The sequence below is a fragment of the Thiocapsa sp. genome (assembly GCF_018399035.1).
Classification (GTDB): Bacteria; Pseudomonadota; Gammaproteobacteria; order Chromatiales; family Chromatiaceae; genus Thiocapsa.
Map to the genome: position 1 here is coordinate 1,981,041 of NZ_CP073760.1, position 21,239 is coordinate 2,002,279.

General features: G+C 63.8%; 15 protein-coding genes and 3 pseudogenes. 8 read left to right on the forward strand and 10 right to left on the reverse strand.

Going from position 1 to position 21,239, the window contains the following annotated elements; all coding sequences use genetic code 11:
* The first annotated feature begins 43 nt into the window (after positions 1-43).
* The 3 genes from KFB96_RS08965 (at position 44) to KFB96_RS08975 (ending at position 2,870) form a co-directional block, all read left to right on the forward strand.
* Positions 44-1,462, forward strand: coding sequence for a form I ribulose bisphosphate carboxylase large subunit (locus KFB96_RS08965; RefSeq protein ID WP_213462193.1), 1,419 nt, complete (start codon positions 44-46; stop codon positions 1,460-1,462).
* A gap of 157 nt (positions 1,463-1,619) precedes the next feature.
* Positions 1,620-1,976, forward strand: coding sequence for a ribulose bisphosphate carboxylase small subunit (locus KFB96_RS08970; protein WP_213462191.1), 357 nt, complete (start codon positions 1,620-1,622; stop codon positions 1,974-1,976).
* Positions 1,977-2,063: 87 nt separating this feature from the next.
* Complete coding sequence (locus tag KFB96_RS08975; protein WP_213462189.1) at positions 2,064-2,870, forward strand: CbbQ/NirQ/NorQ/GpvN family protein; 807 nt, start codon at positions 2,064-2,066, stop codon at positions 2,868-2,870.
* Between the two features lie 124 nt (positions 2,871-2,994).
* On the opposite strand, the gene KFB96_RS08980 is transcribed toward KFB96_RS08975, so the two are convergent.
* Positions 2,995-3,468 (reverse strand): hypothetical protein, encoded by a 474-nt coding sequence (locus tag KFB96_RS08980; protein WP_300971433.1) that lies wholly within the window; start codon positions 3,466-3,468, stop codon positions 2,995-2,997.
* 66 nt (positions 3,469-3,534) lie between these two features.
* A pseudogene (locus tag KFB96_RS26605) lies at positions 3,535-3,642 on the reverse strand (hypothetical protein); the annotation flags it as partial.
* Positions 3,643-3,988: 346 nt separating this feature from the next.
* Between KFB96_RS26605 and KFB96_RS08990 the strand changes: the two are divergent.
* A complete protein-coding gene (locus tag KFB96_RS08990) occupies positions 3,989-6,370 on the forward strand; it encodes a nitric oxide reductase activation protein NorD (protein ID WP_213462185.1) in 2,382 nt (793 codons plus the stop codon).
* Between the two features lie 161 nt (positions 6,371-6,531).
* Here the strand turns inward: KFB96_RS08990 and KFB96_RS08995 are convergent, their stop codons facing one another.
* The gene (locus KFB96_RS08995) at positions 6,532-7,170 is read right to left on the reverse strand and encodes an alpha/beta family hydrolase (protein WP_300971435.1); all 639 of its coding nucleotides are present in this window, start codon (positions 7,168-7,170) and stop codon (positions 6,532-6,534) included.
* Here KFB96_RS08995 and KFB96_RS09000 point away from each other — a divergent pair.
* Positions 7,169-7,582, forward strand: a complete 414-nt coding sequence (locus KFB96_RS09000; protein WP_213462183.1) for a DUF2177 family protein — start codon at positions 7,169-7,171, stop codon at positions 7,580-7,582. The two genes, KFB96_RS08995 and KFB96_RS09000, sit on opposite strands and share 2 nt — an antisense overlap.
* Positions 7,583-8,224: 642 nt before the next feature.
* Here the strand turns inward: KFB96_RS09000 and KFB96_RS27500 are convergent.
* Positions 8,225-8,407, reverse strand: a pseudogene (locus tag KFB96_RS27500) (hypothetical protein); the annotation flags it as partial.
* A gap of 913 nt (positions 8,408-9,320) precedes the next feature.
* Here KFB96_RS27500 and KFB96_RS09010 point away from each other — a divergent pair.
* Positions 9,321-10,394 carry an AI-2E family transporter gene (locus KFB96_RS09010; RefSeq protein WP_213462181.1) on the forward strand — a complete coding sequence of 358 codons (1,074 nt, stop codon included), beginning with the start codon at positions 9,321-9,323 and terminating at the stop codon, positions 10,392-10,394.
* Positions 10,395-10,562: 168 nt separating this feature from the next.
* Here KFB96_RS09010 and KFB96_RS09015 read toward each other — a convergent pair whose 3' ends face one another.
* From KFB96_RS09015 to rpoE, 5 genes are all read right to left on the reverse strand, one after another.
* Positions 10,563-11,981: a DegQ family serine endoprotease gene (locus KFB96_RS09015; RefSeq protein ID WP_213462179.1), complete on the reverse strand. Its 1,419-nt coding sequence runs from the start codon at positions 11,979-11,981 to the stop codon at positions 10,563-10,565.
* A 175-nt stretch (positions 11,982-12,156) separates the two neighbouring features.
* A complete protein-coding gene (locus KFB96_RS09020; RefSeq protein ID WP_213462177.1) occupies positions 12,157-12,636 on the reverse strand; it encodes a SoxR reducing system RseC family protein in 480 nt (159 codons plus the stop codon).
* Positions 12,637-12,643: 7 nt separating this feature from the next.
* Entirely contained in the window at positions 12,644-13,612 is a 969-nt protein-coding gene (locus KFB96_RS09025) for a MucB/RseB C-terminal domain-containing protein (RefSeq protein WP_300971437.1), read from the reverse strand.
* Positions 13,596-14,156 carry a sigma-E factor negative regulatory protein gene (locus KFB96_RS09030; RefSeq protein ID WP_213462173.1) on the reverse strand — a complete coding sequence of 187 codons (561 nt, stop codon included), beginning with the start codon at positions 14,154-14,156 and terminating at the stop codon, positions 13,596-13,598. The genes KFB96_RS09025 and KFB96_RS09030 overlap by 17 nt, the downstream gene beginning before the upstream one ends.
* A 148-nt stretch (positions 14,157-14,304) precedes the next feature.
* A complete protein-coding gene (gene rpoE / locus KFB96_RS09035; RefSeq protein ID WP_213462171.1) occupies positions 14,305-14,883 on the reverse strand; it encodes an RNA polymerase sigma factor RpoE in 579 nt (192 codons plus the stop codon).
* Positions 14,884-15,151: 268 nt separating this feature from the next.
* On the opposite strand from rpoE, the gene nadB reads away from it, so the two are divergent.
* Positions 15,152-16,780, forward strand: coding sequence for an L-aspartate oxidase (gene nadB, locus KFB96_RS09040; RefSeq protein ID WP_213462169.1), 1,629 nt, complete (start codon positions 15,152-15,154; stop codon positions 16,778-16,780).
* Positions 16,781-17,342: 562 nt separating this feature from the next.
* The gene (gene ppsA, locus KFB96_RS09045; RefSeq protein ID WP_213462167.1) at positions 17,343-19,721 is read left to right on the forward strand and encodes a phosphoenolpyruvate synthase; all 2,379 of its coding nucleotides are present in this window, start codon (positions 17,343-17,345) and stop codon (positions 19,719-19,721) included.
* A gap of 1,281 nt (positions 19,722-21,002) precedes the next feature.
* Here ppsA and KFB96_RS09050 read toward each other — a convergent pair.
* Positions 21,003-21,239 (reverse strand): annotated as a pseudogene (locus KFB96_RS09050) (phosphoenolpyruvate carboxykinase); the annotation flags it as partial.

A 21,239-nucleotide genomic window follows, 5' to 3' on the forward strand; every position in this document is an offset into this window, starting at 1 on the left:
CTGGACCGGCGACTTCCTTCACCATTTCTGAGGACTAGCGAAGATGGCAAAGACCTACAGCGCGGGCGTCAAAGAGTATCGCGAAACATACTGGATGCCGGATTACACCCCGTCGGACACCGACCTCCTGGCCTGTTTCAAGATCACCCCGCAAGCAGGCGTTCCTCGTGAAGAGGCCGCTGCCGCCGTCGCCGCCGAGTCGTCCACCGGCACCTGGACGACGGTCTGGACCGACCTCCTGACCGACATGGACCACTACAAGGGGCGCGCCTACGCCATCGAGGACGTCCCGGGCAACGACGACGCCTTCTACGCCTTCATCGCCTACCCGATCGACCTCTTCGAAGAGGGTTCGGTCGTCAACGTCTTCACCTCGCTGGTCGGCAACGTCTTCGGCTTCAAGGCCGTGCGTGCCCTGCGCCTGGAAGACGTGCGTTTCCCGATCGCCTATGTGATGACCTGCAACGGCCCGCCGCACGGCATCCAGGTCGAGCGCGACATCATGAACAAGTACGGTCGCCCGATGCTCGGCTGCACCATCAAGCCGAAGCTGGGTCTGTCCGCGAAGAACTACGGCCGTGCCGTTTACGAGTGTCTGCGCGGCGGTCTGGATTTCACCAAGGACGACGAGAACGTCAACTCGCAGCCCTTCATGCGCTGGCGTCAACGCTTCGACTTCGTCATGGACGCGATCGACAAGGCCGAGCGCGAGACCGGCGAGCGCAAGGGTCACTACCTGAACGTCACCGCGCCGACCCCGCACGAGATGTTCAAGCGTGCCGAGTACGCCAAAGAGATCGGCGCACCGATCATCATGCACGACTACATCACCGGCGGCTTCTGCGCCAACACCGGCTTGGCCCAATGGTGTCGCGACAACGGCGTGCTCCTGCATATCCATCGTGCGATGCACGCGGTGCTCGACCGCAACCCGAACCACGGTATCCACTTCCGGGTTCTGACCAAAATCCTGCGGCTGTCCGGCGGCGATCACCTGCACACCGGCACGGTCGTCGGCAAGCTCGAAGGCGACCGCGAGTCGACCATCGGCTGGATCGACCTGCTGCGTGAGTCCTACATCAAGGAAGACCGCTCACGCGGGATCTTCTTCGACCAGGACTGGGGCGCGATGCCCGGCGCCTTCGCGGTCGCCTCCGGCGGTATCCACATCTGGCACATGCCCGCCCTGGTGAACATCTTCGGCGACGACGCCGTCCTGCAGTTCGGCGGCGGCACCCTGGGTCACCCCTGGGGCAACGCAGCCGGTGCGGCGGCCAACCGTGTCGCGCTCGAAGCCTGTGTGGAGGCCCGCAACCAGGGTGTGCAGATCGAGAAGGAGGGCAAGGAGATCCTCACCAACGCCGCCAAGCACAGCCCCGAGCTCAAGATCGCCATGGAGACCTGGAAGGAGATCAAGTTCGAGTTCGATACGGTCGATAAGCTCGACGTGTCGCATAAGTGAGCTGTCGGCGATCAGCTGTCGGCGATCAGCCACGGGCGATCGGCGCAAAGCGCCGGCCTGTTGCCGAGAGCTGACGGCTGATGGCTCAACGCCAGCGACGCTGACGATCGACTTTCCAACCGATTTTCACCACGAAACCAGTTTCGGAGTCACACCCATGAGCACCATGCAGGACTATCAATCCAGCCTCGACGATCCGAGCAGCCGCAAGTTCGAGACCTTCTCCTATCTCCCCGAGATGGACCAGGCGCGGATCCGCAAGCAGGTCGAGTACATCGTCGCCAAGGGCTGGAACCCGGCCATCGAGCACAGCGAGCCGGAAAACGCCTTCGACCACTACTGGTACATGTGGAAGCTGCCGATGTTCGGCGAGACCGATGTGGACACCATCCTGGCCGAGGCGGAAGCCTGCCACAAGGCGCACCCGGACAACCATGTGCGACTGGTCGGCTACAACAACTACGCCCAGTCCAAGGGAGCGGAGATGGTCGTCTTCCGCGGCAAGCCGGTCTGACAATCAGGGATTGACGGAAAAAGCCCCTGTCCTGACGTGCAGGGCGGGGGCTTTTGGGCATCGGCTTGTGAACGAGAGAGCAATGAGATGAACGAAATCGACCGCGACCAATACCTGATCAAGGACGAGCCCTATTACCGCCCCGTGCAGAACGAGGTCCTCATGTACGAGGCGGCTTATGACGCACGCATGCCGGTGATGCTCAAGGGACCGACCGGCTGCGGTAAATCGCGCTTCGTCGAGTACATGGCCTGGAAGATCGGCGCACCGCTCATCACGGTCGCCTGCAACGAAGACATGACCGCCTCCGACCTGGTCGGACGTTTCCTGCTCGACATCAACGGCACCAAGTGGCAGGACGGCCCGCTCACGGTGGCCGCACGCATCGGCGCCATCTGCTATCTGGACGAGGTCGTGGAGGCCCGCCAGGACACCACGGTCGTCATCCATCCGTTGACCGACCATCGCCGCCAGCTTCCGCTCGAGAAGAAGGGCGAGCTGGTGCATGCACATCCCGCTTTCCAGATCGTCATCTCCTACAACCCCGGCTACCAGAGCCTGATGAAGGATCTGAAGCAATCGACCAAACAGCGTTTCGGTGCACTGGACTTCGACTACCCGTCCGCCGACATCGAGACCGAGATCGTCGCCCACGAGGGCCACATCGACAAGGAGACCGCCGAGAAGCTGGTCCAAGTCGCCCAGCGCAGCCGCAACCTCAAGGGTCACGGGCTCGACGAAGGCATGTCCACCCGCCTGCTGGTCTACGCCGCCCAACTCATCGGCAAGGGCATCGATCCGCAATCGGCCTGCCGGATGGCGCTGGTGCGACCACTGACGGATGATCCGGATATGCGCGATACGCTGGATGCGGCAGTGAATACGTATTTCTGAGCGAATGAATTCAGGTGATTTCCGCGAATGAGCATCCCGATTACGCGTGCCCGGAAGACCTGTAGGGGCGAATTCATTCGCCCCTACACGACGGTAGATCCTTTCCCGGAAATCACCCTACAAGTCAACGCACTTCGGTCGATCGTCGAAGGTTGAATTCGGCTTCTTCCAAGCGATGCTTCAGATCCGCCGGTGCTTCGAAGAGGAACGCCTGACCGGTCTTTCGCTTGGAGAGTAGACCCAGCTCGACCAGCTGCAGCAGATCCGAGCGGGCGGTCTGATAGACAACGGCGTGGTTTCGGCGATGCCACGCGATGGTGTAGACCGAGATCGGGTGGCGCAATGCGTGACGGATGAGCGCCAACTGGCGGTGATTGAGACGTTCGCGCAGCCGTGCGGAGTCTTGAAGCATGTCATCAACGACCTTCGTCTCGCCGGCCTTGCGCCGCAGATAGGCATGCAGTCCATCCATGGCGGCCACAATGGTTTCCAGTTGATGGATCAGAAAATAGGTGACGTCCGACTCGTCGGTTTCGGTGAAGAGGTAAGCGCGGGCGTACTGCGCGGGCGCCTTCTTCAGGATGCCGGAGATCGACACGAATTCCAGCAGCCGGTATCCCTGCGAGAGCGCGGACCAGTAAAAGAGGGCGCGGGCGACTCGGCCGTTGCCGTCGACGAAGGGGTGATCGTAGGCCGATCGATGCGATGAAGCAGTGCAAGGATCGGATCGACGAGCGCGAAGACGAACGGCCTCCCGGCCTTGTCCATGAATGGGGTGTTTTTATACAGGAGGCGTCGCGCGGCCTTGACCGAAAACCACCAGTCCTCGGTGCCGAGATCGGGGGGCGGCTGGCGGCGCCGCAACTCGTCCCAGTGCAGATATCGCCCGTCCGGGGCGGGTCCCGAGGGATTGCGAAGCAGTTTGGCAAGGTGCGCGCTGCCGCCTGTTTCGACGATGGACAGCAACAGGGCATCCGTATCGGGTGGGGACATCGGGATTTTCATGAAGCGAGGCATCCATCGCACGAACTACTAATTTAGTAGAAATTAGTATCAAATTAGTACCAGCATTGATAGCCCGTCACCGGGTGTGACAACCTTCGATCCGGGATAGAGCCATGAGCATCGACTTCTCCGAATACCTCTCCTGCCTCAAGGCCGACGCGGATCATCCGCATACCCAGGCGCTGGACGCGAGCTACCACGAAGCCGCGCGCGTGATGTCGCCGCGCGGGCTGGAGCATTACCTCACCGGCATCAAGGCGATGTGCGGCCTGAACAAGGGCGCCGATCTGGTCCTGACCTATGTGCAGGAGATGCCGCGGGTCGCCAAGGAGGTGGGCGAGGACATCATCCCCGAGGTGGTGAGCGCGCTGATGAAACTCGCGTCCCACACCTCCGGGACGGTGGTGGCGCTGATCATGTCCAGCATGCCGCTGGCCGCGAGCCGACTCGGGGATGCGGAGGTGCTGCGCGGGTATCTCAACCTGCTGCATCAGTTGTCGGGCAAGTCGCCGCGTGGCCTGCGCCCGATGATGGAGAACATGGACGAGCTGCTCTCCAAGCTCACGCTCGGCGGTCTGCGCCGCTGGGCGCTCTGGGGCGCGCAGGCCCATGCGCGCGATCTCGACGGGCAGATGGCCTATTTCGGGCTTCAAACCGACTCCTCGCGCGCGGTCCTGCAGAAGGAGCGTCGCGGGACCCTGTTCGTCGACAACCAACGCAAGCTCAACTTCTATCTGCGCGCACTCTGGGCGCGGTCGTTCTTTATGCGTCCGACCTCGGGCGACTACGAGTCGCGCCAAGGTCTGCGACCCTTCATCGAAGACTTCCAGATCCATCTGCCGGATGCGTTCGACGCCTATCGCGGCATCTCCGGGATCGAGACCTACCGCGCCGCCGCCGCCCACTGCGCGGCCCACATGGTCTACGGCACCAGCGCCATCAGCGCCGAGCAGCTGATGCCGGCGCAGATGAAGCTGATCGAGATGTTCGAGGACGCGCGTATCGAGGAACTGGCGATTCGCGATTTTCCGGGGCTCCGAAAGCTCTGGCTGTCCTTCTTCACGGCGCAGCTCGGGCCGATGGACGACGCCGTCGACCTGCATCCGATGATGGATCTGATGCTGCGCCAGGCGCACGCCTTGCTGGATCCGGACTATGTCGACGGACTCGCGCTGATCGACGACACCGCCGTCGCCTTCCGTGCGGCGCTGGCCGAGCGCCCGCACGACAACCGCATCAGTTGGGACGCCGGCGTCACCTTCTATAACCAGGCGATCAAGACCGTCGCGTTGCCCAACCTGCGTATCCTCGAAAGCTGGCCGATCCCCTATCGCGACGACAATCGCTATGTCTGGGATTGCGGCGAGAACCTTTTCCTGAGCCGCGGCGTCGACTATCTGCCCGCCTCGCAGCAACAGGTGCGCAAGTACGTCTCGGCCATCGAGATGGCCAACGAGGTCGATGTGGAGACCGCCGGGGACGACGCCCAAGAGATCTGGGTCTGCGCCACCGAGTTCTTTCCCTACGAGGACGAGGGCATCTCCTTCAACGCCATGGAGGGCAAGGAGCCCGTCTCCGATCCCTACCACTATCAGGAGTGGGACTATCAGGTCCAACTCTTCCGCCCGGACTGGGCGACCGTCATCGAGCGTCGTCAAGGCCGCGGCGACCCGGCGCTCATGGACGAGATCCTCGTCAAGCACAAACCGGTCGCGAGCCGCATCCGCCGTCTGATCGACGCGCTCCAGCCGCAAGGCATCGTGCGCCGACGCGGCTACGAGGAGGGCGAGGAGCTGGATCTGAACGCCGCCGTGCGCGCCATGATCGACGTGCGCCGCGGCACCATGCCGGATCCGCGGATCAATATCCGCATCACGCGTCAGGTTCGGGATCTCGCCATCGTGGTGCTCATGGACCTGTCGGAGTCGACCAACGAAAAGGTCGGCGTAACGAAGGACGATCCCGAGTACGACTCGGCCCCGAGTATCCTGAGCCTGACCCGCGAAGCCACCGGCCTGTTGGCCTGGGCGATCGACGGCATCGGTGATCGCTTCGCCGTGCATGGCTTCGCCTCCGACGGCCGACACGACGTCCAGTACTTCCGCTTCAAGGACTTCGATCAAGCCTACGACGACAACGCCAAGTCACGCATGGCCGGCATGAAGGGCGGGCTCTCGACCCGCATGGGCGCGGCGCTGCGCCACGCCGGTTGGCACCTGACCCGCCAACCCGCCCAGAAGCGCCTGGTCCTGGTCATCACCGACGGCGAGCCGGCGGACATCGACGAGCGCGATCCGCAGTACCTGCGCCACGACTCCAAGAAGGCCGTCGAGGAGCTGCGCATGCAGGGCATCCACAGCTACTGTCTGACGCTCGATCCGCAGGCCGACCGCTATGTCGCCCGAATCTTCGGCGAGAATCAGTATTCCATCGTCGATCATGTCGAGCGTCTGCCCGAGCGGCTGCCGGCAGTGTTTGCTGCGCTGACGGGTTGATCCGCCAGCACGGAGTCGGAAGCTAGGGAACGATTGAAAATCAACACGAACAGGTAGGTTGGGCAAAGCGCAGCGTGCCCAACCCGCGCCGGTATCACAGGAGCAGTTGGGCTACGGCTGATGGCGTTCACGCATCTGCACACTTTGTTTTCGAACCGTCCCTAGGAGGCGACACGCGCCGCGAACGACACGACGGCATCTGTCGCCGTGCTCAGATTCTGCTCCGGCGTGAAGCCGGACACCCGGTGCGGCTTGAAGCTGTGCTCCCCGTCCGCGATCCAGACGATCTCGATCGACGGACTCAGGGCATAGCCGGCAACCTCCTCCCGGTTCCCGAAGGGGTCGCGCTCGCCTTGGCAGACGAGCGTCGGCGTGCGCAGCCCGGACAGGTGCGCGACACGCGTGCGCTCCGGCCGACCCGGCGGATGAAAGGGATACCCGAGACACACCAGGCCATCGACGCCGGCCTCGTCGGCGATCAGGCTGGCGATACGCCCGCCCATCGACTTGCCGCCGATCAGCAGGCGTTTCCCCGCACGTTGGTCAGGACACTGCTCGGCGATGACCCGCAGCCAGGTCTCGATCAGGATCGGCTCGCGGTCGGGTGGACGCCTTCGTCCCTCGGCCTCGCTTCGGACCATATAGGGAAACGAGAAGCGCACGACGCGCAGCTCGGCCGCCGCCAGGGCGTGTGCAACCGCGCTCATGAAGGGGGAATCGGCGCCCTGCCCTGCCCCGTGTGCCAAAATCAGATGGCAACGCGCATCGGCCGGGCCATCGATCAGCAGAGGATCCATCATGCAAGCCCTCTTTTTCGCCAAGCTCTATCTCCTGACCGTCCCGGTCTTCTTCGCCATCGATCTGCTCTGGTTGGGTGTCGTCGCCAAGACCTTCTATCGCGACAACCTCGCCCATGTCCTCAGCCCGACAGTGAACTGGCCGGCCGCACTGAGCTTCTACCTCATCTATATCGCCGGCATCCTCTATTTTGCCGTCGCACCCGCGCTCGCGCAGGACTCGTTGGGCCGTGCCCTGCTCAACGGCGCACTCTTCGGCTTCTTCACCTACATCACCTACGAGCTGACCAACATGGCCACGCTCCCGAACTGGCCCATCAAGGTGGTGATCGTCGATACCCTCTGGGGCATCGCGCTCTGCGCCAGCGTCGCCGCCGGCAGCTTCATGATCGGGAAATGGCTCGGCGGGGTCTGATGTAATTCGTCGCGTGCCGTGTCGGAGGGTTTAGGTGATGTCCAAGGAAGGAACAACCACCCTGTAGGGGCGCTAGCTTAAGTCGCCCCACAGAATGTACAGGCATGCGCAGTTGGAATGTTAAACCTAGATCCGGCAGTTGAACGGCCCCTGGAGTGCGTCCCGCGCAGTGTCCGGCAAGGCGCAACGAGGCGGCGTAGTGGTTCTACGTCAACGAGTTGCAACGCAGTCAGGCGCCGCGCGGGGCGTGCTCCAGGGGCTGTAGCGGCCATCACCCAGCGGGTGAAGCATCAGATGATCGAGATCGTCAGCCGCGTCAAAACCTTGTCTCCGGCACGAAGCGGTCACCTGCCGATCTAGGTTAAACCGCGCCCAGCGCGGTATGCGAAGTTTTTGGATGGGATCGGCCCCGGCAGACTCGACGATTGTCGGAGCTGGCGCGGTTTAAAGTTTTAAAAAATATAAAATTTTAAACCGCGTCTCCACCAAGGTCGGTGAAATCCCAGGGGCCGAGTTCAACATGAAAATGACGCATGTCGCTCTGGACGCGCTTTAGTTCCCGGAAATCGCTTCAGGCGTGCTTCGCAATGTACCGTAGGGCCCGAGCGGCGAGTCCGGGCGGCAGGTGCCGCCCGGTCGGATTCAGTCCTGATTGCCGCGGAACATCTGCATCGGGTTCGGCATCATCTTCATCGGGTTCATGCCGCTGCCACCGCGATCCTCCTCGCCGGGTCCGTAGCCGCGGCCATAACCCTGCCCGTAGCCTGGTCCGTAGCCTGGCCCGTATCCCTGACCGTAGCCCGGCCCGTAACCCTGCCCGACCCCGGGGGGCGGGGCGTAGCCCTGGTCATAACCTTGGCCGTAACCCTGGCCGTAGGCGGGAGCCGGCGGATAGCCTTCCGCAGTGCCTGCTCCGTACCCGGGGGCTTGTCCGTAACCCGGCGCACTGCCGTATCCCTGCGGGGGCATCTGCTGCATCGGAACACCGCCCATTTGCGGATCCGAGTAACCGGGCGGAGGCCCGTAGCCTTGGCCGGGTGCGCCGCCATACCCCGGCTGCGGGGCTCCGTAGCCGGGTGCCGCTCCGTATCCCGGCGCACCACCGTAACCGGGTGCGCCCTGTGGGTAATAGCCTTGGGGATAGCCCTGAGGCGGCGGATAATCGCCATCCCCGCGGCGATCCTTGTTGCCGCCCATCCATTTGGACGGATTCATCATGTCGCCCATGTCCACTGCGAATGCCGGTCCGCTCAGGAACAGGGTCGCAAGCCCGGCTGTCAGTGCTGTCTTGATGATGCTCATAGCGCTTCGATGTGCTCCTCGTCTGTTGTCATGATGTTGTCCTCCAGCAAAGTTAAACCGCGTCCAGAGCGAGATGCTCACTTTCGAGTGAGTTCGAAGTTTGGTGAATCCACGACCCTTAGCGGGGGACGCGGTTTAAAATTTTATATTTTTTAATGCTTTAAACCGCGCCGGCTCCAGCGGTTCTGAAATCCGCCGGGGCCGATCCCATCCAAAAACATCGCATACCGCACTGGGCGCGGTTTAAGTATGGACGCTACGAGACCGGATGCCATCATCGGTGGAATGGCCCGGCCGTAATCATGTGTCGCGCCGGAAGCTGGGTTAAGATTGCTGCCGCAGAAACGGGCAGCGAAAATCGACCTGGCCCGGCCCCGCTCGAGAGGCCGGCTTACGAAACAATCGACCGAAGCGATTCACCGGAGGATCCGACGAGATGACGAACGCACTGAGCGGTTTCAGTCCACCTGCGCGCGGCCTGCTCGTCGCGGGCGCCTTCGCGCTGGTCATCGGACTCATGAAGATCGCGACACCCATCCTCGTACCGCTGCTGCTGGCCGTCTTCATCGCCATCATCGCCACCCCGGCACTCAAGTGGATGCGGCAGCGCGGCGTGCCGAAATGGGGCGCGCTCGCGGTGATCATCTTCGTGCTGCTCGATATCGGGAGTCTCCTGGCTCTCGTCACCACGGGCGCGCTGGAGGGGTTCAGAGATAGCCTGCCGACCTATCAGGAGCGCTTTCTGATGCTGAGCGATCAGCTCGGGGGCTGGATGGAGGGTGTGGGCGTCGGCGGCTCGCGCGAGGCGATCCCGGATCTCATGGACCCCAACAAGGTCGGGATCGCCGTGCGCTATCTCTTGTCCAACGCCAGCGGTTTCTTTGCCACCGGACTCCTGGTGCTGCTCGCCGTCACCTTCATCCTGCTCGAGGCGAATACGCTGCCCGCCAAGCTGAGGGTCGCCTTCCGGATGACGGAGGCGGGTGATGCGCGCCTGAAACGCCTGTTGGACTCGATCAAGCGTTACATGCTGATCAAGAGCCTGACCAGTCTCGGAACGGCCGTGTGCGTGTGGCTCTGGCTGTGGTTTCTCGGCATCGACTTCGCCATCCTCTGGGCGGTGCTGGCCTTCTTCCTGAACTTCATCCCCGTCGTCGGCAACATCGTGATGATGATCCCGGCGGTTCTGCTCGCGCTGGTGCAGGTGGATGTGGCTACGGCCATCTGGGTCGCGGCCGGTTATCTCGTCATCAACACGGTCATCGGCAATGTCTTGGAGCCCCGGATCATGGGCAAAGGCATGGGCATCTCGACGCTGGCCGTCTTCATCGCCTTGCTGTTCTGGGGATGGATGTTCGGTACGGTGGGGATGTTTCTGGCGGTGCCGCTCACCGCCGCCCTGATCATCGGGTTGGACGCGAGCCCGCATACGCGTCCGATCGCGATCTTGCTCGGACCGGCAATCGAGCCCGAACCTGCGACCGAGCTCAAGCCGGAAGGAAAATCCTAGGATGATGCGTCGGGATCCTCGGAACACGGGCGGCCGATCTTCGTGCAGCGAACGGCAAAGGGAGTTGCACTCCGTCTAAACGCTTATTGCCGATCCGGGCTCGGGGCATCGATTGGACGCCTTCGCGGAAGGGGCCGCCGACCCAGTCGGGTCGACGGCCGGATGCACTCAAGGCACCCGAATGGCGTGAAACATGCGCCCGTCGCCCCGCTGGACCAGAACCGCAACGGACCGACCCGACTGGATCGCATCGAGGATCCGATTGAAACCATCCAGATCCTGCACCGACTGGTTGTCGAGCATCAGGATCACGTCGCCCGCGACCAAACCGGCTTGTTCCGCGGGTCCGGGCTCGACCGCTTCCACCATCACACCGCCGGCGGCGAGGGCCAACTGTTCGCGCTGCTCCGGCGTGATCTCGCCCACGAAGAGGCCGATCCGATTCGCGGACACCTTCTCCGGCTCGCCGGGGCGAGCCGCGATCTGATCCTCTTCCGGTAGCTCGCCGATCTCGATCCCGAGATCGACCAGCTCGCCGACCCTGAGCACTTGCAGCTGCACGCGCTCGCCAGCCGGTGTCATGCCGACCATCGGCGGCAAGGCGCTCGAGGTCGGGATGTCGCGTCCGTTGAAGCTCACGATGACATCGCCCGGCCGCACCTTCGCGGCCTCCGCCGGGCTCCCCGGCAAGACCTGTGCGACCAATGCCCCGCGCGGCTGCTGCATCCCGAAGGATTCGGCAAGCTCCCGGGTCACGTCCTGAATCAAGACCCCCAGCCAACCGCGGCTGACTCGGCCCTTGGTCTGCAACTGATCGACCACGTCCATCACGACATCGATCGGGATCGCGAACGAGAGCCCCATGAAACCGCCCGTGCGGCTGTAGATCTGACTGTTGACGCCGACCACCTCGCCATCGAGGTTGAACAGGGGGCCGCCCGAGTTGCCGGGATTGATCGCCACGTCGGTTTGGATGAAGGGAATGTAGTTTTCGCTCGGGAGACTGCGACCTTTCGCACTCACGATGCCCGCGGTGGCGGAGGACTCGAAGCCGAAGGGCGAGCCGATCGCCAGCACCCACTCGCCGACCTTGAGGTCCTGCGAGACGCCGATCTTGACCGCCGGGAGCCCCTCGCCCTCGACCTTCAGGAGCGCGATGTCGCTGCGTTTATCCGTGCCGACCAAAGTGGCCACGAATTCGCGCCGATCACTGGTGCGCACGATGATCTCCTCCGCACCCTCCACGACGTGGGCATTGGTCAGCACGGATCCATCGGTCGAGATGATGAAGCCGGATCCGAGCGAGCGCGATTGGAGGCTATCGTCCGGAAGGGTGCCGTCTTCGCCGAAGAAATGCCGGAAGAAATCCTGAAGGGGACTGTCCTCCGGGAGATCGGGAACTGAATATTCACGTAACTCCGCGGCCGAGACCGGCGCCTGTTTGGTGCTGATGTTGACCACCGAGGGGCCATTCTCGGCGACGAGATCGACAAAATCGGGAAGCATCCGGCTGGCCGCAAGCCCGGGCATGAGCGCGCTGCAGACCAATGCCGCGAGGGCGAAGGAGAAGATCGGGATGGGGCGCATGGATGCTCCGAAATGAAAAGGTTCGATCGGGCGGCCGCCTCGACCGCAGCGGTGCGGATGTCGCCTGCTCGCGTTTGGAGGCTGCCGAAACCTTGTCGTCCGCAAGAAAGGCGCGTCCCGCCGGGCTGCTGCGCCGGAAGGCCGGGGGACTGGTTCGGATCGGCAACGACCCGAATCAGGGCGCCGTCGGAATCCCGACCGGCACGCCCCGCTCGACCCGATAGACCACCGCTTGCTGCTCCGGACGCGTCCGTGACCGCGCACTGTAGCCGCGCAGCCAGAGCAGCGCCAGAGCGAAGCCGAGCACGGCACCGAGCAGCGCCGCCGCATCGGCAAAGCCTCCTTCGGCGATTCCTGCAAGGGCTTCTCCCGCAAGAGCGCCGCCGAGAAGGCCCGCCAGCGGCACGAAATAAACCGCGAAAGACGCCGAAAGCAGACCCTGCTCGGAGATCCCCAGCATGACCCGCTCGCCGACCGACGCCTGCGCCTGGTTCAACGCTTCGACCTGAATCGATCCGCGCCCGAAGAAGCGCTCGATCAGCGATGTTCCGCAGGCGCCGTTCGCAGCACACCCCCCGCAGACCGTGCGCCGCTCGATCCGGACCCGAGCATAGTGACCCTCGATCGAGACCACGACACCGGATTCTTCGATCATCGGCGGGTCACTTCGACGGGTTCTCGGCGTGTCGAGCACCGAGCACGGCCGCTTCGACGGTCGCGGACGGGACCTCGCCGACAGCGGTAATCTGGTAGCCGTCGACTTGCCGTCCGGCCGCATGCACGGCACCGATATGGGCCGGCCCGCTCAGCCCGTCGCGGGTATCGTCTTCGATATAAACCGAGTAGGCGGAGAGTCTGTCGGTAAAGAGGAAGTGCTCGACCGCCGCACCGCTCGGGTGGTCCATCACACCGTGGCTCACCAATTGGAAACCGGGCGGGCGCTCGTCGAAACGCCAGCGGCCCTCCTCCCGGGTTGCCGGAGCGCTCCGCAGCCCGGCCGGATCAACCCTCGCAGGCACGGCCGGGGCATCCGTATCGATCGTAATGGCGGTGAACATCAGCTGCTCCAGTGAAGAGCCGTTGCTGTCGATCAGATCGGACTTCAGCGGAAGGAAGGTCTCTTGATCGAGATAGAATCGGTATCCGTACCGCAAGTCGTCGCGCGGGATGATCCCGACCACTTCCGTGTCGCGCCCGGCAACCCGCGCGACCCCTTGCATCTCGATGCGATAGTGATCGCCGAGCAGCTCCGGGGCGATTCCGTCGGTGTTCAAAAGTCCGCCCGCTCCGGACGGCCGTTTGACCGAGATCGGATGTCCGTCGGGCAGCACGCACATCACGCGATCGCGCTCGCGAGTCACGGCCTTGACCGGACCGCTCAGCGAGAGCAACCGCTCCTGGACCTGTCCCTGCTCGTAGCGATGCACCAGGTGCAGGGCCTCGAGACGATTGTCGTGGGAGTAGACCAATGTCCCCTCGTAACTGAGCGACCGCAGTGCCTCGGACATGCGCTGAAGAAGGTCGCTCGCGCGCTGGGTCACCTCATCGGCAAGGCTTGCCTGGGCCAGCAGCGACAGCACGAGAAACAGGCCCAGCCGGGCCGGGAAACACGGGTTAACGGCCCGCTTCATAGCCGACGAAGGTCGCATAAGGCAGCATGCCCTTGGCCCCGGTCGTCGGGGCGGTCTCTTGATGGGTCACGAGATAGAGGTCCAGCTTGTTGGCCAGCTCGGGGTGGTCCAGATCCCAGCGCTTCGCGGGGATCACGACGGCAGCCGGCTGCGCAGCAAAGGTCGGGGCCGTGGCGGGAACATTCGGGAGAGATCCGACGCCGTCGAAGAGGCTCGGGGCCACGAAAACCGCAAGGAAGGCGGCCGCGGCGGCAAGCGCGATCCCTGCAACGGGCCGCTTCGGTCTAGGCCGCTCGGCACCGCGCCCGCGTGGGGCAAAGACAATGGGCTCATGGGCGATCCGCTCGCGAACCGCATCGGCAACCCCGCGATAGGATCCTTGGACGGACTCGCCGCGAATCGCCGAACCGATCGCGTGAAAGCGCTCCCACGTCTCCCGCAGGTCGGGATCGCGCGCCAGCGCATCGACGATGCGGGCGGTACCGGCGGAATCGAGCACGCCGTCCTGAAGCTCGGAAATGCGTTGTCGTAGCTCGTCGCTCATTGCTGCATGCCTGGGCTGAGAATTCGTGTGTTGGATGGCCAACGCCGCGGGATCAAGTCGAGCTCCGCGGTCGGGCGGTTTAGCCGCCGAACGGATCCTGCTTCCCATGCCGCAGACCGCTCGCTGCCGTTTTGACGCCTGAGAGCCGTCATGGTTCGAGGAGTGGCCTCAACCGCTTGTCGATTGCGTCCCTGGCACGAAAGATCCGCGAGCGCACGGTGCCGATCGGGCACGCCATCGCGGTTGCGATCTCCTCGTAGCTCATGCCTTCGAGCTCGCGCAAGACAATTGCCGTGCGCAGATCCTCCGGGAGGTCGTCGAGCGCGCGCTGCACGGTCTGCGCGATCTCGTCGGTCAGGGCGAGACGCTCGGGTGTGCCGGTATCGCGAAGGCGAACGCCCATGTCCATCTGCTCGGCAACCTCGGCCTCGACATCGTCCCCCGGCGGGCGGCGTCCCTGAGCCACCAGGTGATTCTTCACCGTGTTCACTGCGATGCGATACAACCAGGTGTAGAAGGCACTTTCGCCGCGAAACGCCGGGAGCGCGCGGTAAGCCTTCAAAAAGGCGTCCTGGCTGACGTCCATCACCTCGCTCGGATCACGGATATAACGAGAGATCAGATTCGCCACCTTTTGCTGATATTTCAACACCAGGAGGTCGAACGCGCGCTTGTCTCCGTTTTGGGCGCGCGCCACGAGCTCCTGATCGGCGGTGCGCTCAGACATGGACGCGAGCCCTGGCGCTGCTGACCAGCAATTCCGTTGGCATGGACAATTCCCCGATTCGGAAGTTCGTGAGCACCCTCACGTGCGGCCGAGGCCCCCTAAATAAAGCGACAAACCTTGATCCCGCCCATGAAATCGGTGAGTTTACGGCGAACCGTCACATTCGCCCAACTCAACCGAAGGAAATTCCGTCGAGAGCATCGCGAAGTCACCGACCCTCAACCCGTCCGCCCCCGACGCCCGTGTGCCCCAAACCAAGGTTCCGATCATGCCAGCCACGCCTCATCGCTACGACGTCCTGATCCTCGGCAGCGGCGCCGCCGGACTAAGCCTCGCTCTGCGTCTGCACGAGGACCTTTCGGTCGCAGTGATCTCCAAGCGCGAGCTCAGGGAAGGCAGCACGCTCTATGCGCAAGGCGGCATCTCGGCCGTGTTGGATGCGACGGACTCGATCGAATCCCATGTCCAGGACACTCTGAAGGCCGGGGCCGGGCTCTGCGACCGTCGCGTGGTCAAGCATATCGTGGAGCGCGGACCGGACAACATCCGCTGGCTGCTCGATCAGGGCGTGGAGTTTACACGCGACGAGGCGAGCGCATCGACAGGCGGCTATCATCTCACCCGCGAAGGCGGTCACACCCATCGCCGAGTCATCCACGCCGCCGATGCAACCGGCCGTGCCGTGGCGACAACGCTCGAGGCACAGGTGCGCAGCAAACCGAACATGACCCTGTTCGAGCAGCACATCGCCGTCGACCTCATCACCTCCAAGCATGGCCCCGGCAAGAAAGACCAGCGCTGTCTCGGCGCCTACATCCTGGACTTGGGCACGGGACAGGTCGAAGTCTACCTTGCACGTTTTGTCGTCTTGGCGACCGGGGGTGCAAACAAGGTCTATCTCTACACCAGCAACCCGGATGTCTCCACCGGCGACGGCATCGCGATGGCGTGGAGGGCCGGGTGTCGGGTGGCAAACATGGAGTTCATGCAGTTTCACCCGACCTGCCTCTATCACCCGGAGGCGCGCTCCTACCTGATTACGGAGGCGTTGCGCGGGGAAGGCGCGCGTCTGTTGTTGCCCGACGGCGAGCGCTTCATGCCGCGGTTCGATCCACGTGCCGAGCTCGCCCCGCGCGACATCGTGGCACGCGCCATCGACCACGAGATGAAGCGGCTCGGCACCGCTTGCGTCTATCTCGACATCTCGCATCGCCCCGCCGATTTCGTGATCGAGCATTTCCCGACAATTTACCAACGCTGCCTGGAGTTGGGAATCGACATCACCACGGACCCCATCCCGGTCGTCCCGGCGGCACATTACACGTGCGGCGGCGTGATGGTCGATGACCGAGCCCGCACCGATCTGCCCGGCCTCTACGCGAGCGGCGAGACCGCCTACACGGGCCTGCACGGGGCGAACCGGATGGCGAGCAACTCCCTTCTCGAGTGCCTTGTGTACTCCGAGCTGGCAGCCAACGACATTGCACGCCTGATGAACGAGATTCCGCACCCGCCCGAGGTGAAGCCCTGGGACGAGAGCCGGGTGACCGAGCCGGACGAAGAAGTGGTGGTGACACACAACTGGGACGAGCTGCGTCGTTTCATGTGGGACTATGTCGGCATCGTGCGCACCAACAAACGGCTGCGCCGCGCCAAACGCCGTGCGGACCTGCTCCAACAGGAGGTCATCGAGTACTACAGCAGATTCCGGGTCAGCAACGACCTGATCGAGCTGCGCAACCTGCTCGAGGTGGCGGACCTGATCATCCAATCGGCGCTGCGCCGGCGCGAGAGTCGCGGGCTGCACTACACCCTGGATTTTCCGGACAAGGACGCGACCCAGCGTACCCCGACCATCCTGATCCCGGACAGCTACCGACCACGACACGGCGATTGAGGACACGGTCGCTGCGGGCATGAAAACCCTGTAGGAACGGTTCAAAAAGAAGCAAAACGACTCGTCGAGAGGATACCTTTACCGTTGTCGTTGTCGTCCTCGACAACGACAACGACAACGACAACGACAACGACAACGACAACGACAACGACAACGACAACGACAACGACAACGATTGGATTCGGTGCTCGACTTTTCCGACACGTGACCTCGCATCGAGCGCGAATAGCGATCACCGGGGAACGGTCGCCCGACAGCCCCGCCGCGCCCCGATGAAATAGGGAAGCGAACGATCGCCTGTTTCTCAATGCTCAAGATTGACTTAGACCGAAGGCGACCATTTTCGAAGTAGGTTATATTGCTGCGTTACGTCGGAGCGCTTACGGAAATCTTTGCGGGCATCAGTGCGCTATCCGATCCGATGCGTCGCCCGACCCGACCGTCGCGCACCTGCGGCACAACGGCACCGCCCCGGTTCCGCCGCCTCCGATCGGTTCCGATCGGTTCCGCCCGGCTCCGATCGGTCCCGCCCGACATCCCCCGCAATTGGAGAACGATCAAGATGACCGACTATGTCCGCTGGCTGAACGAGCTCGGAATGGACGACGTCCCCGTCGTCGGCGGCAAGAACGCGTCGCTCGGCGAGATGATCCAGAACCTCACCGACGTGGGCGTTCAGGTTCCGGGCGGGTTCGCGACGACGGCCGACGCCTACCGCGAGTTCCTCGCCAAAGACGGACTGGACGAGCGCATCCAGGCGGTCCTCGACGAGCTGGACGTCGAGGACCTCACGGCGCTCTCCCAAGCCGGTCCGCGCATCCGCGGCTGGGTCATGGAGCAGCCCTTTCCGGCGGCGCTGGAAGCGGCGATCGACGACGCCTTCGCCCGCCTGACCGCCGAGGCCGGCACCGCCGCGGTCTCCTGGGCCGTGCGCTCCTCGGCCACCGCCGAAGACCTGCCCGACGCCTCCTTCGCCGGTCAGCAGGAGACCTTCCTCAACGTCGAGGGTCTGGACAACATCAAGCATCGGATCAAGGAGGTCTTCGCCTCCCTGTTCAACGACCGGGCCATCTCCTACCGCGTGCACCAGGGCTTCGAGCACCGCAATGTCGCCCTCTCGGCCGGCATCCAGCGCATGGTGCGCAGCGATCTGGCCGCCTCCGGGGTCATGTTCACCCTGGATACCGAATCGGGTTTCCGCGACGCCGTCTTCATCACCTCCAGCTACGGGCTCGGCGAGATGGTCGTGCAGGGCGCGGTCAACCCCGACGAGTTCTATGTCCATAAGCCGACGCTCGCCGCCGGCCGTCCCGCGATCCTGCGCCGCAGTGTCGGCGACAAGGCGATCCGCATGGTCTACGAGGGCACCGCGGGCACCAAAAGCCCGGTGCGCACCGAGGACGTCCCGGAGGCCGAGCGCCTGCTGTTCAGTATCACGGATGCCGAGATCGAGCAGCTCGCGCGCCAGGCTGTGCTGATCGAGCAGCACTACGGGCGCCCGATGGATATCGAATGGGCGAAGGACGGCAACGACGGCAAGCTCTATGTCGTGCAGGCGCGTCCCGAGACCGTGCAGAGCCGCTCGGGCAACGTGATCGAGCGCTATGTGCTGCGCGAAAAAGGCCCGGTGCTCACCACCGGGCGCAGCATCGGCAGCCGCATCGGCGCCGGCGCGGCCAAGATCGTCTCGAGCATCGCCGACATGCACCGTGTCGAGGCCGGCGACGTCCTCATCACCGACATGACCGACCCCGATTGGGAGCCGGTGATGAAGCGCGCGGCGGCCATCGTCACCAACCGCGGGGGCCGAACGTGCCATGCGGCGATCATCGCCCGCGAGCTGGGCGTGCCGGCGGTGGTCGGCTGCAACAACGCGACCGACGTGGTGCATGACGGCCAGCTTGTCACCGTCAGCTGCGCGGAGGGCGACACGGGTCTCATCTACGACGGCAAGCTGGCGTTCGACTACAAGACCGTCGAGCTCTCGGCCATGCCCGAGATCCCGGTGAAGATCATGATGAACGTCGGCAACCCGGACCGCGCCTTCGCCTTTGCGGCGACGCCGAACGCCGGTATCGGTCTGGCGCGTCTGGAATTCATCATCAACAACATGATCGGGATCCACCCCAAAGCGCTGCTCGAATTCGACCAGCTCCCGGCGGACCTCAAGGCCCGGATCGCGCCGCGCATCGCCGCCTACGAAAGCCCGCGCGAGTTCTATATCGCCAAGCTCGCCGAAGGCATCTCGACCCTGGCCGCCGCCTTCGCGCCCAACACCGTCATCGTGCGCATGTCGGACTTCAAGTCCAACGAATACGCCAACCTGGTCGGCGGCACCCGCTACGAGCCCGAGGAAGAGAACCCCATGATCGGCTTCCGCGGGGCCGGGCGCTACGTGGCACCGGACTTCAAGGCATGCTTCGAGCTCGAATGCGAGGCGCTCAAGCGCGTGCGCAACGACATGGGTCTGACCAATGTCGAGATCATGATCCCCTTCGTGCGGACGCTGAAACAGGCCAAGGCGGTCGTCGAGGCACTCGCCGAGCAGGGACTGGAGCGCGGCAAAAACGACCTGCGCCTCATCATGATGTGCGAGCTGCCGTCCAACGCGGTGCTGGCGGATGAGTTCCTGGAGTATTTCGACGGTTTCTCGATCGGCTCCAACGACATGACCCAGCTGACGCTGGGACTGGATCGCGACTCCAGCCTGGTCGCCGAGAGCTTCGACGAGCGCGATCCGGCCGTGAAGAAGATGCTGTCGATGTCGATCGCCGCCTGCCGCGCGCAGGGCAAGTATGTCGGCATCTGCGGTCAGGGCCCGTCGGACCACAAGGACTTCGCCGACTGGCTGCTCAAGGAGGGGATCACCAGCATCTCGCTCAATCCGGATACCGTCATCGACACCTGGATCTATCTGGCGGAGCAGGCGAAGACGCTCTAGGGCTGAACCGCGTCCCCGTGCGCGACTGAGGTGCGCGCGTGCCCCGACCGAGGTCGATAAGACCTCGGTCGGTTCTTGCGACGTCGAGGGGACGCGGTTCAGGAAACCGGGTCGGATAAGCGATAGCGTCACCCGGCATGCAACGTCGGAGTCCCGGTGGCTTTAGGCGATTTCCGAGAATAGTCATCCCGACTGCACATGCCTGGAAGGCATCTAAACCGCGCCCAGTGCGGTATGCGATGTTTTTGGATGGGATCGGCCCCGGCGGATTTCAGAACCGCTGGAGCCGGCGCGGTTTAAAGTATTAAAAATATTAAATTTTAAACCGCGTCTCCAAAAAGGTCGGAAAAATCCTTGAGCCCGACACAACATGAAAATAACGCATGTCGCTCTGGACGCGGTTTAGTGCAGCGCAGTTCCCCCGCGTCGGGGCAGGACCCGCACGCCGCACAAGGCCGGTCACCTGCGACCACGCACCTCGACCTTGATTAGCGGATGGGCCACGCCGTCGCGCACCACGGCGCGATTCCAGGGCACCAAGGCCGTCTGAATCACCTCGCGGAATCGCGCGCACGCGGAGCTATCCAGATCCAATGTGACGACGCAGCGATAGCCGCGAATCCCGAATCCATCGTCCGGACGCACCTTCAGGTCGCAGTCTGCTGACGGAATGAGCCCTTCTCGCCGGCAATCGCCCAACACCTGCCTGACACAGGCCATCATCGCCTCGATGCTCGGATCGGCGGTATGTCGAGAACCGGTCCAGCCAAGCAGGCTCGCACGCATTGCCTCGTCGGGCGCTGCGAGAAGCTGCTGACGCCGTTGCGTGATCCAATCCCCCGCCACGAGCTGCAAGGCCACCGAGGCGACGGACTCCGACGCGAAGCGCTGCCCCGCAAGCGCAACGACCGGGCGCGGAACAAAGGTGCCATGGAGACGCATGGCCCGATCCATCCGCGGCCGCCCTACCGCCTGATCGGCAAGCGCATACCAGCGCCGCGCCTCGGCCATCGCATGGGTATCGCGCACCGACACCTCGCCGCACGCACCGAGCAACCAACCGTCGGGCCAGAGTGCGACCTGATAGGCCGGCAAGGCCGCGACGACGCAGGCGGCCCGATCCGACGGACATCCCGCGTTTGCGTCCGTGACCGATCGCTCGAGCCGCAACGGCGACAGGGACGCAAACAGTCTCGACGGACCGGCCGTGAAGAATCGGTTCGGCACCCGGTCAGGACCTCTCGGTGCTGGAAAGATCCCAGAGTGCCGGCGAGTGAAAGACTGCACGCCGATATGGGCGATCGGCGAGCCGATCGGACCCATGCTGAAGGGGATCACATAGAGCGTGCGTCCGCGCATGCAGTCCCTGAACAACCCCTTGAGCAGGGCCTTCGCCTTGCGCGGCTCGAGCCAGTTGTTGGTGGGACCCGCGTCTTACTCGCGCAGCGCGCAGATGAAGGTGCGGTCCTCGACCCGGGCGACGTCGCTCGGATGGGAGCGTGCGAGGAAGCTGTTGGG

Coding starts and splice junctions, on each gene's coding strand:
- KFB96_RS08965 (WP_213462193.1), top strand. CDS start 44: ATGGCAAAGACCTACAGCGCGGGCGTCAAAGAGTATCGCGAAACATAC.
- KFB96_RS08970 (WP_213462191.1), top strand. CDS start 1,620: ATGAGCACCATGCAGGACTATCAATCCAGCCTCGACGATCCGAGCAGC.
- KFB96_RS08975 (WP_213462189.1), top strand. CDS start 2,064: ATGAACGAAATCGACCGCGACCAATACCTGATCAAGGACGAGCCCTAT.
- KFB96_RS08990 (WP_213462185.1), top strand. CDS start 3,989: ATGAGCATCGACTTCTCCGAATACCTCTCCTGCCTCAAGGCCGACGCG.
- KFB96_RS09000 (WP_213462183.1), top strand. CDS start 7,169: ATGCAAGCCCTCTTTTTCGCCAAGCTCTATCTCCTGACCGTCCCGGTC.
- KFB96_RS08995 (WP_300971435.1), bottom strand. CDS start 7,170: ATGATGGATCCTCTGCTGATCGATGGCCCGGCCGATGCGCGTTGCCAT.
- KFB96_RS09010 (WP_213462181.1), top strand. CDS start 9,321: ATGACGAACGCACTGAGCGGTTTCAGTCCACCTGCGCGCGGCCTGCTC.
- KFB96_RS09015 (WP_213462179.1), bottom strand. CDS start 11,981: ATGCGCCCCATCCCGATCTTCTCCTTCGCCCTCGCGGCATTGGTCTGC.
- KFB96_RS09020 (WP_213462177.1), bottom strand. CDS start 12,636: ATGATCGAAGAATCCGGTGTCGTGGTCTCGATCGAGGGTCACTATGCT.
- KFB96_RS09025 (WP_300971437.1), bottom strand. CDS start 13,612: ATGAAGCGGGCCGTTAACCCGTGTTTCCCGGCCCGGCTGGGCCTGTTT.
- KFB96_RS09030 (WP_213462173.1), bottom strand. CDS start 14,156: ATGAGCGACGAGCTACGACAACGCATTTCCGAGCTTCAGGACGGCGTG.
- rpoE (WP_213462171.1), bottom strand. CDS start 14,883: ATGTCTGAGCGCACCGCCGATCAGGAGCTCGTGGCGCGCGCCCAAAAC.
- nadB (WP_213462169.1), top strand. CDS start 15,152: ATGCCAGCCACGCCTCATCGCTACGACGTCCTGATCCTCGGCAGCGGC.
- ppsA (WP_213462167.1), top strand. CDS start 17,343: ATGACCGACTATGTCCGCTGGCTGAACGAGCTCGGAATGGACGACGTC.